This is a genomic window from Mycolicibacterium confluentis (assembly GCF_010729895.1).
Taxonomy (GTDB): domain Bacteria; phylum Actinomycetota; class Actinomycetes; order Mycobacteriales; family Mycobacteriaceae; genus Mycobacterium; species Mycobacterium confluentis.
The window spans coordinates 504683-518166 of sequence record NZ_AP022612.1; the positions used below are offsets into that span (position 1 = coordinate 504683).

Below are 13484 nucleotides of genomic sequence, written 5' to 3' on the forward strand. Positions count from 1 at the left end.
TGCTCAGTCCCGCAGCAGGCCGATCAGTACGGTTTCGGCGTCGCGCAGTGGCTGCACCGAGCGCGCCGCGCGGGCCTGCAGCAGCGCGCCCTCGATCGCGCTGACCACCACCGACGCCTTGACATCGGCGGTCTCGACGGGCGCGCCCGAGTCCACCAGCGCCGCGCTGATCCGGCCACGCAGGGCCGCGAATGCATCGGCCGCTGCCGCGGTGATCGCTGGTTCGTCAGGACTCGCGAGTGCCGCCGCGGCGATCGGGCAACCTGTGCCGAAGTCGGCGGCCTCCAACTCGGCGATCCAGCGTGCGATCATCCCCGACACGATGCCCGCGGGGTCAGTGGTGGCGGCAAGGCGGTCGATCCGGGCCGCGACAATGGCGCCCGCGGTCTCGGTGGCTGTGACCATGAGGTCTTCCTTGCCGCCGGGGAAGTGTTGATAGATCGAATTGCGGGCCGCGGAACTGCGCTTCAGCAGATCCGACAGTCCCGTCGCGTGCACACCGCGTTCCTGCACCATGGTGATCGCGGTGCTGATCAACCGGTCGCGGGGTCCGAGCTTGGTCATTTCTTCGATGCAGCTTTCTTGGCCGGGGCCTTCTTCGCCGCGGTCTGCTTGGCCGGTGCCTTCTTAGCCGCGGTCTTCTTCGCGGGTGCTTTCTTGGCGGGCTTGTCGTCGGAGTCGTCGTGAGAGTCGTCGTCGGAGTCGTCGCCGGTCTGTCCACGTCGCCTCTTGACACTCGCCTCGAGTTTGGCCAGCAGATCCGACACGTCGTCGGACTCGTCGAGTTCGGTGGGCTGCTCCTCGACCGTGAAGGCTTCTCCACCTTCAAGTTTGGCCTCGACCAACTCGCGCAACTGCTCCTGGTAATCGTCGCGGAACTGGTCGGGATTGAAGTCCTCGGACATCGAATCCACAACCTGGCCGGCCATCTTCAGCTCGGCCGGTTTGACCTCGACCTTGGTGTCGAGCACCGGGAAATCGGGATCGCGGATCTCATCGGGCCACAGCAGCGTGTGGATCACCATGACCTCGCGCTTGGAGAAGTCCTTGACCCGCAACGCCGCAAGCCGCGTCTTGTTGCGCAACGCGAAATGCACGATGGCCACGCGGTCGGTGTCCATCAGCGTCTTGGCCAACAGCACGTACGACTTCGACGACTTGGAGTCCGGTTCGAGAAAGTAGCTGCGGTCGTACAGGATCGGGTCCAGCTGGCTGGCTGGAATGAACTCCAGCACCTCGATTTCGCGACTGCGCTCCTCGGGGAGTGTGGCGATGTCCTCGTCGGTGATGACGACGCTCTGCCCGTCGTCGGATTCGAAGGCGCGTGCGATCTCTTTGTATTCGACGACTTCGCCGCACACTTCGCAGACCCGCTTGTACCGGATCCGGCCGTTGTCCTTGGCGTGCACCTGATGGAACTTCAGGTCGTGATCCTCGGTGGCGCTGTAGACCTTGACCGGCACATTGACCAGGCCGAAGGCAATCGAACCCTTCCAAATGGATCGCATCTTCCCAGTATGGACCAACGAGTCCACCAGGTTAGGGGGTTAGCGCGTCCTGTCCCGGGTCCAGGCCGATCGGGGTCTGGGGATTGGCGCCCGGATTGTGGTCGTGGGTGAACACCTGCGACGGCGCTGTTCTGCAGTTGCTGTCCATGGGCGTCTGATCACCCGAGCACCACGGCACGTGGTCGTCGGGATCCGCCGACGCGGGTGCCGCCAGGACGACGGCGGTCGCGGCGACCACCAACCAGGGCGTCCAGCGCGCGTTAGCCATGGTCAAACGCTAGCAAGGTATACGTTTGGCAGGTATGGGTTCCAAGGAGCCGCAGGTCAAGCTCACCAACGCGGACAAGGTGCTGTATCCCGACACCGGGACCACCAAGGGTGAGGTCTTCGACTACTACACGGCGATCGCCGACGTCATGCTGCCGCACATCGTCGGCCGGCCCACCACCCGCAAGCGTTGGCCCAACGGCGTCGGAAAGGCCGACTTCTTCGAGAAGCAGTTGGCCTCCTCGGCGCCGGACTGGCTCAGCCGCGGAAGCGTGACCCACAGCAGTGGCACTACGACGTATCCGATCATCGACACCCCGGCCGGGTTGGCCTGGATCGCGCAGCAGGCCGCTCTTGAGGTGCATGTGCCGCAGTGGCGATTCGTCGACGGCAAGCCGGGGCCCGCGACGCGCCTGGTGTTCGACCTCGACCCCGGTCCCGACGTCCCGATGAAGCAGGTGTGTGACGTCGCCCGTGCGGTGCGTGAACTCATGGACGATCTCGGGCTGCGCACCTTTCCGGTGACCAGCGGCAGCAAGGGGGTGCACCTGTACGTGCCGTTGGACGAGCCCGTCAGTTCACGCGGGGCGGTGGTGCTGGCCAAGCGGGTCGCCCAGCAGTTGGAGCAGTCGATGCCCAAGCAGGTCACGGCGACCATGACCAAGAGCCTGCGGGCCGGAAAGGTCTTCGTGGACTGGAGTCAGAACTCCGGGTCGAAGACCACGATCGCGCCTTACTCGCTGCGCGGGCGCGCGCAGCCCACGGTCGCCGCGCCGCGCAGGTGGGAGGAACTCGACGACCCGGCTCTGGGGCAACTCGGGTATGACGAAGTCCTTGAGCGCGTGGCTCGGGATGGGGATCTGCTCGACGGACTGGACCCGCCGATGGCCGCGTCCGATCGGTTGAGCACCTACCGGTCGATGCGCGACGCCGGCAAGACCCCCGAGCCGGTCCCGAAGGCCAGACCCGCTGTGGGCAAGGACAATACGTTCGTCATCCAGGAACACCACGCGCGGCGCCTGCACTACGATTTCCGGCTGGAACGCGGCGGGGTGCTGGTGTCCTGGGCGATTCCGAAGAACCTGCCGGAGACGCCGTCGGTCAACCATCTGGCGGTGCACACCGAGGATCACCCGTTGGAGTACGCGACGTTTGAGGGTGATATTCCCAAGGGGGAGTACGGCGGCGGCAAGGTCATCGTCTGGGATTCGGGCACATACGACGTCGAGAAGTTCGTGGACCCGGATGACGACGGAAAGGAAAAGGGTGAGGTGATCGTCACCCTGCACGGCGAGAAGGTGACTGGGCGTTACGCGCTGATCCAGACCGACGGCAAGAACTGGCTGGCCCATCGCACCAAGGAGCAGCCCAAGCCGGCGCCCACGGATCTGGCGCCGATGCTGGCGACCCACGGGTCCGTCACGAAACTCAAGGCCTCGCAATGGGCTTTCGAAGGAAAGTGGGACGGCTACCGCCTGCTGTTCGACGCCGACCACGGGGAACTGCAACTGCGATCGCGCAGCGGGCGCGACGTCACGGGTGAGTACCCGCAGTTGGCGGCGATCGCCGCGGACCTCTCCGAGCACCATGTCCTGCTCGACGGCGAGGTGGTCGCCCTGGACTCGTCGGGGGTGCCGAGTTTCGGGGAGATGCAGAACCGCGCCCGCGCCACGCGCATCGAGTTCTGGGCGTTCGACCTGCTGTACCTCGACGGGCGGTCGCTGCTCAACGTCAAGTACCGCGACCGGCGAAAGCTGCTGGAGACACTGGCCACTGACACCGATCTCATTGTCCCCGAACAGCTTCCCGGTGACGGCGCTGAGGCGTTGGCCCACTCGGCAGAACAACGCTGGGAGGGCGTGGTCGCCAAGAAATGGGACTCGACGTATCAGCCCGGGCGGCGGTCGGCGTCCTGGGTCAAGGACAAGAACTGGAACACCCAGGAGGTGGTCATCGGCGGGTGGCGAGTCGGTGAGGGAGGCCGATCCGGCGGTATCGGCGCGCTGCTGATGGGAGTACCGGCTGACCCAGAAAGGGGAGGTCTGGACTTCGTCGGCCGGGTCGGCACCGGATTCAGCGACAAGGAGCTGACCAAGCTCAAGAAGCTGCTGACGCCACTGCGCACCGACGAGACCCCGTTCAACCGGAAGCTGACCGGACCCGACGCGCGGGGCGTCACCTTCGTCGAGCCGACCCTGGTCGGCGAGGTGCGCTATGGCGAGCGGACCTCCGATGGTCGGTTGCGGCATCCGTCGTGGCGTGGGCTGCGGCCGGACAAGTCGCCCGACGAGGTCGAGTGGGAATCATTGCAGTAGGTGCAACATTGCGTCGCCATCTCAGGACGACGTAATCGCAGGCGGCCTGATTAGTCCGAACGTGAACGGTGTTCGGTCACGAAACGACGGATTGAATCATTGACCTCGTCGGGAAATTCGGCCGGCAAAGCGTGTGAGGCTTTGGGCCACAGGTGATATCGCCAGGCGGGAACCACCGATCGCATCCGCGCGATTCCCTTCCCGGAATTGTGAACCGTGTTGCCCGCCAGAAGAACCTGCACTGGAATATCGACTGAACGCAGCACGTGATCGCTGATCAAACGCGATGGCGGAGTTCGCACAGGTGGTGCGAACTCCGCAAATCCGGCCCCGAATAACTCCGCAAGCGCGTGATGACCAGTTATCCAGGCCGCAGCGCGTCGAGCTCGCGCGGAACTGGGGCGTCCTTGAAGCGCAAGACTTACCCAGAACTTTGCAGACAGGCGTGCCACCGTACCGGCCGGATCAACCAGCGTCACAGTCGCCAAACGATGGGGTGCCCGTGCCGCTGTGTGTGTGGCCAGCCAACCGCCGTAGGAATGCCCAACCAGATGGACACCTTGCAGCCCCAGCCCCTCCAATACCGCGTCGATGCAACGCGCGGAGTCTGCCGGGGTGAACATCAACCGAGAACAGGGCGTAAGTCGCATCCTGTATCTCCGTCAGGTCGAGGGGGAGTAGTTCAGTGGGCGAGGGAGTTCGCCATCTCCGCGAGCCCGTCGGCCAGGGTGACGGACGGGGTGTAGCGGAGTTCGCTTCTTGCAGCGGTGATGTCATAACTGCGGTCACGACCCATGAACGTGGTGATCCAATTCGTCAGCATCGGTGGCTCAGGCCGGTGCAACAGGCGTGCCCCCGCATCGAGGAGTGCTCCCAGGGGAGCCGCCAACGCGAACGGCACACTGCGGGCCGCGCTCACGTCGACACCGCGGGTCGCCAGTAGCGGGGTGAAGAGATCGCGGGCCGGCATGGGCGTGCCGTCGGTGACGTAGTACGCGCGACCGGGACGGCCACGGGTGAGTGCGAGTCGGACGGCCTCGGTGAGGTTGTCGACGTGGATGAAGTCGACCGTGTGCCTGCCGTTGTCGATCCAGCTGAACTGGCCGGCTTCCACCGAGGCGACGAATTGGTCCAGGGTGGACATGCCCGCACCCCAAATGAACGGCGGCCGAAGGGCCACCGTCGTCATCGTCGGTGTGACCGCGTTGAGCAGGGTGCGCTCGGTGGCGAGCTTGATGCGGCTGTAGGCGATATTGGGCCGACCTTCATCGGTGTGCTCGTCGACGACCGGCGCGCGCTGGGTGCCGCTGGCCACGCTGGCGGCGCTGATCAGGACGAACCTTGTCACTCCAGACGAGGCGGCGATCTGGTGCAGGGCAACGCTGGGCTCGAGGTTTGTCCGGCGGAAGACGTCGTCGGGACCCCAGAACGCCATGTAGGCAGCGCCATGCACGACGGCGTCGACCCCGTGCAGTGCCGACGTCCACTGCGGCGGCGGATCACAGTTGACCAGGTCCGACAGGTCGCCGAGAACTGGCTCGGCCCCGGCCCTGCGGACGAGGTCGGCGGCGCTGTCCGTGCGGGCGAGTGCCCGCACCTCGTGCCCCGCGCCGACCAGTCGCCTGATCAGGTGCTGCCCGACGAATCCACTGCCACCCGTGACGAAAAGTCTCATCTGCTTCTCCATTCATTCCATATCAAATCATTTGAGATCAAACTATATGAGCGCTGATAGTATTTCGTCAACGTGAAAGAGAAGACGGGTGGACGCGCTGCGTCAGGTGCATCGGCGCAGCGCGCGGGGCGCCTCGCCGATGCGTTCGGACGCGCGGGCAAGTCGGTGGTGCGGGCCTTCGACGACCGCCTGGGGGAACACGGCGTTTCGACTCCGAGATCCAAACTGCTCGCCGAAGTGGCTCGGATGCAGCCGGTCCGGCTCGCGGATCTGGCCCGCGAGGTGGGAATCAGCCAGGGTACGGCGTCCACGCTGGTGGAGGCACTTGTTCGCGACGGACTGGTCGCCCGCGGTGTCGACGACAACGACCGGCGCGCGATCCGCCTGACGACCACGCCCGCAGGGGAGACGCAGGCGCGAAACTGGCTCCGCGACTACGTCGTCGTCGCGGGGGAGATCTTCAGCTGCCTCACCACCGAGGAGCAACGCGAGCTGACCCGACTGCTCGATCGGATCACCGAGTCCCTGGACCCTCCGGCTTAGCTGAGCGGAGATACGCCAGGCCGGGCGAGGAGTGCAGGGACGCATCTGCTGCGGATCAGTCCGTTCGTCACCTGGTCTGCCCTCTCAGCTCACGCCGAGAGGACACTCCGAGCTTGGCGAAGATCTTGCTCATGTGCCATTCGACTGTGCGCGGGCTGATGAACAGGTGGCCGGCGATCTCGGCATTGGTGTAGCCATCGCCCGCCAATCGGGCGATATAGCTTTCCTGTGCCGTCAATGTCACTGTCGATCTGTCGGCCGGCTCCGTTCGCAGCGGCTCGCCCGCGGCTTGGAGTTCGCGGCGCGTCCGCTCGGCGAAGCCGTCGGCCCCCATCTCGGTGAACACCTCGTGAGCGATGCGCAGCTCCTTGCGGGCGTCGGTTCGGCGATTCTGACGCCGCAACCACTCGCCGTAGACGAGGTGCGTGCGAGCGTGGTAGACGACGACGGGACTGCGCTGGAGGTTCGCTATGGCTACTTCGTAGTCGGCTTCGGCGGTGGGACCATCATCAATGAGGGCCCTGGATCGGGCTGCGAGACCCAGTGCACTGTCAGTTCCACTGGCCGCTGCCCGCTCAGCAAGTTCGGCAAGCGCAGCTTCGGCCGCGCTTCGGTGGCCGCTGCGGGTGGCTGCCTCAACCATCTCGACGAGGATGTAGCCGCGCAGTGCGATGTCGTCGTACTCCAATGCCGAGCTACATGCGGCGAATGCCTTGTCATATTGACGAAGTCCGGTGTGGAGGATCGTCGCTGAGAAGTGGGCCACGCCGATGGCGCTACCCTCGCCGCGTTCGGTTGCTTCTTCGATCGTCGCTTGCACCATCTCGCCGCACAGCCGCTCCTGTCCGCGGTATGCGGCGAGATACGCCTCGATGGAGCGGTGGGGCGGCGTGCCCGTCGCTTCGGATATCGACCTGGACTGTTCGAGCAGCGCAGCGGCCCGCGCGAAGTCACCTGAGTTGACACACGCGCCCGAGTTGGTCATAAGAACGCTAGGAAGGAGCGTCAATTCGCCCGCTGCGGTAAGTAGCTCAAGCTGGCGTCGGCTTAGCGCGTTATAGGTGTCTTCATCGAATCGGTCTAGCAAGACGCGTTGAGCGATGGCGTGCCAGCGCGGATCGGCAGTGCCCGCCTCATCGTCTTTCAGGTACGCGGCGATGGCGCGTTTCAGCAGCGGGGCTGCGGCGACGTATCCGTCGGTGAGTCTGGCTACTGTCCCGTCCAGCAATAGGTCGACCGCTCGGGGCGGTCCTGACACGGTTGGGGCGTTGCGCGCCGACTCCGCCACGGCCACCGCAGCGGAGAAACGGCCGACGATCGCGGCCGCCATCAGCGCTTCGAGATAGGTCTCTCGCGCAAGCGCGGGATCCAGCTCGCGCAGTCGTTCGGCTGCCGCCAGCAGTAACGGAGGTGCATCGCTGCCACGGTTGGTGGCGTAGGCGATCTTAGCTCGCACCAGATCAGCTCGCGCACTGAGTAGTTCGTCGTCAGCTCCTGCCACCGCCTCCAGCAGCCGGGCTGCGGCCGCCGGGTCACCTGCGTCCAGCTTGGACAGGGCGGCGGCCAGTGCGCGCTCGGCACGACGGACAGGGTTCGGCGTCAGTTCAACGGCATACGCCAGAAAAGCGGCGGCCGCGGCCGAGCCTCCGCGGCGCCTGGCCCGCTCGGCCGATCGTTCGAGGTCTATGGCGACGGCCTCGTCCGGTGCGTTCGTGGCGTGGGCGCGGTGCCAGACACGATGTTCATCCGCGCCGGCCTCGGGAATCGCCTCGGCCAAAGCGGCGTGTGCTTGCCGCCGCTCCGAAGGGGTGGCACTGCCGTAGACCGCTGAGCGGACCAGAGGATGCCGGAAACGCAGTCTGGTGTCCACGGTGACCAAGCCGCACTGCTCCGCCGGAACACTGGCGTCCGCGTCGATCCCGAGCCGCGCCGCGGCGGCCGCCAACCATGTCGGCTCGCCGGTCGGTTCTGCGGCTGCGATGAGCAGCAGCGTGCGGGTCTGCGGCGGCAGTTCACCCAGCCGCTGTCCGTATGTGTGCTCGATCCGAGCAGCCAGCGGTCTGGCGGACGCCAGCCCGTATCCGCCGGCAAGCCGCGCCGGGGGCAGCGCACGATTCAGTTCGAGCAGCGCCAGCGGATTCCCGTCCGCTTCGGCGAGGATGTTCTCGCGGACGGATTCGTCGAGTCGGACCGGCAGCGTCGCCGAGAGCAGGGCGCGCGCGTCGGCATCGGCGAGGCCGGTGAGGTGCATCTCGGGCAGGGCGGAGAGCTCCGGATCGAACTGCGTGCCGCGGGCCGCGAAGACCATCATGACGGGGTCGGCGGCGAGCCGGCGCCCGGCGAACGCGAGCGCTTGGAGTGAGGCTCGATCAACCCATTGCGCGTCGTCGATGAGGCACATCGTGGGCTGCTCGGCCCCGGCGTCGGCGAGCAGCGACAGCACCGCCAACCCCACCAGGAGGCGATCCGGTGCCGCACCGTCACGGAGGCCGAGTGCTACCTGGAGTGCGTTCTTCTGCGGGTCGGGCAACCGGTCTATATGACTGAGCAACGGGGCACTCAGTTGCTGAACGCCGGCGTAGGCGAGCTCCATCTCTGATTCGGTGCCGCTGAGTGTGATGACGCGCAGATCTGCGGCGTGGTCACGGACATCCTGTAGCAGGGCGGTTTTGCCGATGCCCGCCTCGCCCCGAAGGACCAGAACCGCGCTGCCGCCACCACGGACGCGCTCCAGCAGGTCGGCGAGCTTCTGCTGTTCGACGCGCCGTCCCACCAGCGTGCCGCGTCCAACGTCGCCGACCATTCGGTGATCCTGACATGGCGTCCCGCTCGGGGCAGCCGAAGTGCCCCGCCACGTGGTGTCCCGCGCGGCCACGGGTCTTCGATGACCCGTGGTTGATACGGGGTGGCGATCGCTTTCCGTGGGGTGTGATTTGCCATACGGGTCCGCAGTAATACACGCGAAGGGGTGTGAAGATGGCCGAATCCAAGTCCGTCCACGAGGTGACTTACGACCTGCTCCGGGCACTGGGGTTGACCACGGTGTTCGGCAATCCCGGGTCCACCGAGCAGACCTTCCTGCAGAACTTCCCGGACGACTTCACCTACATCCTGGGGTTGCAGGAAGCGTCGGTGCTGGCGATGGCTGACGGCTTCGCGCAGTCCACCGGCAGGCCCGCACTGGTCAATCTGCACACCGCAGCCGGTACCGGGAATGCGATGGGCAGCCTCGTCGCCGCTTATCGTGCGAATACGCCGTTGATCGTGACGGCCGGTCAGCAGACGCGCGAAATGTCGTTGTGTGACCCGTACCTGAACAACCCCGACTCGACGGTCATGCCGCAGCCGTGGGTGAAATGGGCCTACGAACCTGCGCGCGCCGAGGATGTGCCCGCGGCATTCATGCGGGCCTACGCGGTCGCGATGCAGCCGCCAGCGGGTCCGGTGTTCTTGTCCATACCGCTCGATGACTGGAACAAGCCGGCGCTGGGACCCGCCGTGGTCAGGACGGTCAGCCAGCGTGTCGAGCCAGATAGTGAGCGCCTGCGCGAGTTCGCTTCGCGGATCAGCCGGGCGCAGCGTCCGCTGTTGGTCCTCGGGCCCGAAGTCGATCGCGCCGGCGCCTGGGACGCCGGTGTTGCGTTCGCAGAGAAGCTGCGCGCGCCGGTGCGGGGCGGCCCCTTGGCGCCGCGGTGCTCGTTTCCGGAGGATCACCCCCTGTACGCGGGTCCCCTTCCCCTGACGATCGCCGGTGTCAATCAGGCCGTCACGGGCTACGACCTCGTCATCGTCATCGGCGCGCAGGTGTTCAGTTACTACCCCTATGTCGCGGGCGACTACCTGCCCGAAGGGACCGACCTGCTGCAGATCACCGTCGATCCGCATCTCGCCGCGGTCGCGCCGGTGGGCGACAGCCTGGTCGGTGACATGAACACCGCCTTGGAACAGCTCCTGGATCTCGTGCAGGTACCGTCCGACCGACAGGCACCGCCGGGACTGACCAGAGATTTCAGCGGCGATCTCCCCGTCGCATCCGCGCCGCTGCTGCCCAACGACGTGTACGCGGTGCTGAGCAGGGTCAAACCGGATGACGCGGCCGTCGTCATGGAGTCCACCTCCACTCTGGCGGACCTCATTCAGTGGTGGCCCACCCGGCGCCCGGGCAGCTTCTTTGCCACCGGCAGCGGAGGCATCGGCTGGGGCGTCCCCGCGGCGGTGGGCATTGCGCTCGGCGACCGGGCTCGCGGCGTGAGGCGGACCATCGTCGCCTCTATCGGCGACGGCTCGTTCCAGTACTCGATCCAGGCCATCTGGACCGCTGCGCAGCACAAGCTTCCGATCGTGTTCGTGGTGCAGCGCAACGGCGAATACTGCGTCCTGAAGTCCTTCGCACTGCTCGAAGAGACGCCCAATGTCCCCGGCCTCGACCTCCCGGGTCTGGGCATAGCGGCATTGGCAACCGGTTTCGGGTGCCGGACGGCCACTGTGGGCAGCACAGAAGACCTTGCCCAGGAGTTCAAAGCGGCCCTGGAGGCCGATGGGCCCACCGTTCTCGTCGTACCCACCCAGTCGCACCTACCGGTCCTGGGCTGAACGATGCCGGTCTACACGTGCACCACGGTGCAGTCGACATTGAGCGCCGAGACGAAGGCTGATCTGGCCGCGGAGGTCACCAGGATTCATTCGATGATCAATCACGTGCCCGGTTCGTACGTGAACGTCGTGTTCCACGAACTGCCCGCCGACGCCGTTTTCACCGACGGGCAGCCTGGACGACCGCTCCTGATCAACGGGTGGGTCCGCACCGGCCATCCGGAAGCGCAGAGCAGCCAACTCGTCGCCGAGGTCGCTGCCGCGGCCTCCCGCGTGACCGGCATCCCCGCGAAGCGGATTCTCGTCGTCCTCCAGAACAGCCCGGCGCATCTGGCCATCGAAGGTGGTCGGGTGCTGCCGGCCCCTGGCGAAGAAGAAGCGTGGTTACGAGAAAGTGCAGCTGAAGGAAAGGAAGCCGACTGAAATGTCCACTCCCACTAAGCATCGTCCGACCCCGGACAGTGTCGCCATCAGCCGGTTCGCCACCGCGGCCGCGGCCCATGGCGACGTCACCACCGATGAAGGCGTACTCATCGAACGCGGCCGCGACTACTGGGGCGTCGGGGGAGTTGCGGGCCTGCTGCTGCGCCCGCACGGCCGCGACGACATCGCTGCGATCATGCGACTGGCCGCCGAACACGGCGTCGCAATTGTGCCACGCGGCGGAGCGTCGAACTGCTCAGGCGGGATGATGCCGGCCGCAGGCCGTGTCCTGCTGGATCTCACCGGTCTGAATCAGATCCTCGATATCGATGTCGACAATCGCCGCGCCCGCGTCGAAGCCGGCGTCATAAACTCCGACCTGCAAGCGGCACTGGCTCCGCACGGATTGTGTTTCTCACCCGATCCGGTCTCGGCGCACCTGGCCACCGTCGCAGGGAACATCATCGAAAACGCCGGTGGTCCACACGCGCTGAAGTACGGAGTCACCTACAACCACGTCCTGAGCGTCAACGTCGTTCTGCCCGACGGATCGACCGCCACGTTCAGCGCCGACGACGAAGGTCCCGACCTGCTCGGCGTGTTCATCGGATCGGAGGGCACGCTCGGCATCATCACCGAGGCAACGGTCGCACTGCGCCCGATCGCCGACGTCACGCACAGCCTGATGGGTGCATTCGCCTCAGCAAGGCAGGCCGCTGACACCATCGCCGCGGTCATCGCCACCGGAGTGGTGCCTGCCGCGGTGGAGTGGCTCGACCGGGCGGGTATCGCTGGACTGCAGCAGTTTTACGACACAGGCTATCCGCTGGACGCCGATTCGATCGTGCTCATCGACATCGACGGCACCGCCGCGGAGGTGGCGCGAGATCAGAAGATCGTGCAGCGGGTGCTTGGCGAGAAAGCGACCGAGGTCCGCGTCGCCGAGGACGAGAAAGACCGTGCCGCACTCTGGTACGGCCGCCTCAACGCGCCCAACTCAGTGGTGCAGAGCGGCAAGGGCTTCTTCATCGGTGACGTCACCGTGCCTCGCGATCGGATGCCGCAGATGCAGGAAGCCATCCAGGGCATCGTCGCCCGCCACACCGACGGGCTTCTGTTCATCGCGGTGTGCGGTCACGCCGGTGACGGCGACCTGCACCCCACCACCTTCTACGACAAGGACAATCCACTGGCGGCATCCGCCCTGGATGCCGCCAACAACGAGATCATCGAAGCCGCGCTCGCCCTGGGCGGCACCATCACCGGTGAACACGGTGTCGGCACCGAGAAGATCCAATTCATGACCAAGCGCTTCACACCGGTGGAGATCGCTGCACAACGGTCGATCAAGAAGGCGTTCGATCCGGCCGGGCTGCTCAACCCCGGCATCATGCTGCCCGAGCCATCCCCCGACGAGCCCGACACCAGCGCGTTCGGCGCCGCCGTTCGCGACGCCCTCACCGGAAACACCAGTTTCGACTTGAGAGCTCCGCTCATCGCGGGTGACAACACCGACATCACCATCAACCTCGGCAACCTCAGTCTCGTCGTCGGCGCGGCCACCACGCTCGATGCGCTCAAGGGTCACCTCCGCGAGCACGGCGTCAGCTGTGCCGCGGTCCCCGACACAGGCGGAGAGCGCACCATCGGAGAACTCGTGGCCACCGCCACCGGCTCCGAGCGGGATCACATCAGGCATGCGTTACTCGGCGCCGGCGTCACCATCGTCGACGGGCAGATGCGCGCCCGCTTCGGTGCCGAAACCATGAAAGACGTTGCCGGATACGACACCAAACGGCTGTACATCAGCGGAAGGGGCGCCTTCGGTGCGCTGGAAACCCTGATCTTCAAAATTGTGGTGGAGCGGTAATTCTCGTCCACGTCGACGCGACGGCGCCCGTCGGCGGTGAGCAGCGAGCGGCTTGGGTGGGCGCCTTCGAAACCCTGTCCAGACTCGTGGTGTGTGAGACGATTTCCTCGTGGTGCTTCATCAACAGTGCCTATCCGACCATCACCCCCACGTCGGAACACGCGATGCCTGAGCGCACAGGGGCCCACATCGCAGACTTCGACACGGCACCGATTCTGACGTTGCGCACCGGTCCCGATACGCCGCCGCCCGTCGTTCCCACCGCCGTCGACTCCGGTCAGCAGTGACGA

Annotated in this window: 12 protein-coding genes; 6 read left to right on the forward strand and 6 right to left on the reverse strand. The window is 66.0% G+C overall.

The window, feature by feature from the left end; translation table 11 throughout:
* Positions 1-3: 3 nt before the first annotated feature.
* From G6N34_RS02335 to G6N34_RS02345, 3 genes are read right to left on the reverse strand one after another with little or no spacing between them, the layout of a single operon-like run.
* Entirely contained in the window at positions 4-564 is a 561-nt protein-coding gene (locus G6N34_RS02335) for a TetR/AcrR family transcriptional regulator (protein WP_085155264.1), read from the reverse strand.
* Positions 561-1508 (reverse strand): non-homologous end joining protein Ku, encoded by a 948-nt coding sequence (gene ku, locus G6N34_RS02340; protein ID WP_085155262.1) that lies wholly within the window; start codon positions 1506-1508, stop codon positions 561-563. Before ku ends, G6N34_RS02335 begins: the two co-directional genes overlap by 4 nt.
* A gap of 31 nt (positions 1509-1539) precedes the next feature.
* Positions 1540-1776 carry a hypothetical protein gene (locus tag G6N34_RS02345; RefSeq protein ID WP_085155260.1) on the reverse strand — a complete coding sequence of 79 codons (237 nt, stop codon included), beginning with the start codon at positions 1774-1776 and terminating at the stop codon, positions 1540-1542.
* Between the two features lie 34 nt (positions 1777-1810).
* Here G6N34_RS02345 and G6N34_RS02350 point away from each other — a divergent pair, with 34 nt between their 5' ends.
* Positions 1811-4090, forward strand: coding sequence for an ATP-dependent DNA ligase (locus tag G6N34_RS02350; protein WP_085155258.1), 2280 nt, complete (start codon positions 1811-1813; stop codon positions 4088-4090).
* Positions 4091-4140: 50 nt separating this feature from the next.
* On the opposite strand, the gene G6N34_RS02355 is transcribed toward G6N34_RS02350, so the two are convergent.
* Complete coding sequence (locus G6N34_RS02355) at positions 4141-4740, reverse strand: alpha/beta fold hydrolase (RefSeq protein WP_085155257.1); 600 nt, start codon at positions 4738-4740, stop codon at positions 4141-4143.
* A 32-nt stretch (positions 4741-4772) separates the two neighbouring features.
* Complete coding sequence (locus G6N34_RS02360) at positions 4773-5765, reverse strand: NAD-dependent epimerase/dehydratase family protein (RefSeq protein WP_085155447.1); 993 nt, start codon at positions 5763-5765, stop codon at positions 4773-4775.
* Between the two features lie 72 nt (positions 5766-5837).
* Between G6N34_RS02360 and G6N34_RS02365 the strand changes: the two genes are divergently transcribed.
* Complete coding sequence (locus G6N34_RS02365; protein WP_085155255.1) at positions 5838-6308, forward strand: MarR family winged helix-turn-helix transcriptional regulator; 471 nt, start codon at positions 5838-5840, stop codon at positions 6306-6308.
* A gap of 67 nt (positions 6309-6375) precedes the next feature.
* On the opposite strand, the gene G6N34_RS02370 is transcribed toward G6N34_RS02365, so the two are convergent.
* Positions 6376-9111 carry a helix-turn-helix transcriptional regulator gene (locus tag G6N34_RS02370; protein WP_085155253.1) on the reverse strand — a complete coding sequence of 912 codons (2736 nt, stop codon included), beginning with the start codon at positions 9109-9111 and terminating at the stop codon, positions 6376-6378.
* A 173-nt stretch (positions 9112-9284) separates the two neighbouring features.
* Between G6N34_RS02370 and mdlC the strand changes: the two genes are divergently transcribed.
* From mdlC to G6N34_RS28220, 4 genes are all read left to right on the forward strand, one after another.
* Positions 9285-10901, forward strand: coding sequence for a benzoylformate decarboxylase (gene mdlC / locus G6N34_RS02375; RefSeq protein WP_085155251.1), 1617 nt, complete (start codon positions 9285-9287; stop codon positions 10899-10901).
* A 3-nt stretch (positions 10902-10904) separates the two neighbouring features.
* Entirely contained in the window at positions 10905-11324 is a 420-nt protein-coding gene (locus tag G6N34_RS02380; RefSeq protein WP_085155249.1) for a tautomerase family protein, read from the forward strand.
* Between the two features lies 1 nt (position 11325).
* Positions 11326-13194 (forward strand): FAD-linked oxidase C-terminal domain-containing protein, encoded by a 1869-nt coding sequence (locus G6N34_RS02385; RefSeq protein ID WP_085155247.1) that lies wholly within the window; start codon positions 11326-11328, stop codon positions 13192-13194.
* 164 nt (positions 13195-13358) lie between these two features.
* Positions 13359-13481: a hypothetical protein gene (locus G6N34_RS28220; protein WP_264016551.1), complete on the forward strand. Its 123-nt coding sequence runs from the start codon at positions 13359-13361 to the stop codon at positions 13479-13481.
* Positions 13482-13484 lie beyond the last annotated feature (3 nt).

Bases quoted from the DNA above. Each gene is read 5' to 3' on its own strand.
- mdlC (WP_085155251.1), top strand. From the start codon at position 9,285: ATGGCCGAATCCAAGTCCGTCCACGAGGTGACTTACGACCTGCTCCGG.
- G6N34_RS02335 (WP_085155264.1), bottom strand. From the start codon at position 564: ATGACCAAGCTCGGACCCCGCGACCGGTTGATCAGCACCGCGATCACC.
- G6N34_RS28220 (WP_264016551.1), top strand. From the start codon at position 13,359: ATGCCTGAGCGCACAGGGGCCCACATCGCAGACTTCGACACGGCACCG.
- G6N34_RS02370 (WP_085155253.1), bottom strand. From the start codon at position 9,111: ATGGTCGGCGACGTTGGACGCGGCACGCTGGTGGGACGGCGCGTCGAA.
- G6N34_RS02360 (WP_085155447.1), bottom strand. From the start codon at position 5,765: ATGAGACTTTTCGTCACGGGTGGCAGTGGATTCGTCGGGCAGCACCTG.
- G6N34_RS02350 (WP_085155258.1), top strand. From the start codon at position 1,811: ATGGGTTCCAAGGAGCCGCAGGTCAAGCTCACCAACGCGGACAAGGTG.
- G6N34_RS02345 (WP_085155260.1), bottom strand. From the start codon at position 1,776: ATGGCTAACGCGCGCTGGACGCCCTGGTTGGTGGTCGCCGCGACCGCC.
- ku (WP_085155262.1), bottom strand. From the start codon at position 1,508: ATGCGATCCATTTGGAAGGGTTCGATTGCCTTCGGCCTGGTCAATGTG.
- G6N34_RS02385 (WP_085155247.1), top strand. From the start codon at position 11,326: ATGTCCACTCCCACTAAGCATCGTCCGACCCCGGACAGTGTCGCCATC.
- G6N34_RS02380 (WP_085155249.1), top strand. From the start codon at position 10,905: ATGCCGGTCTACACGTGCACCACGGTGCAGTCGACATTGAGCGCCGAG.
- G6N34_RS02355 (WP_085155257.1), bottom strand. From the start codon at position 4,740: ATGCGACTTACGCCCTGTTCTCGGTTGATGTTCACCCCGGCAGACTCC.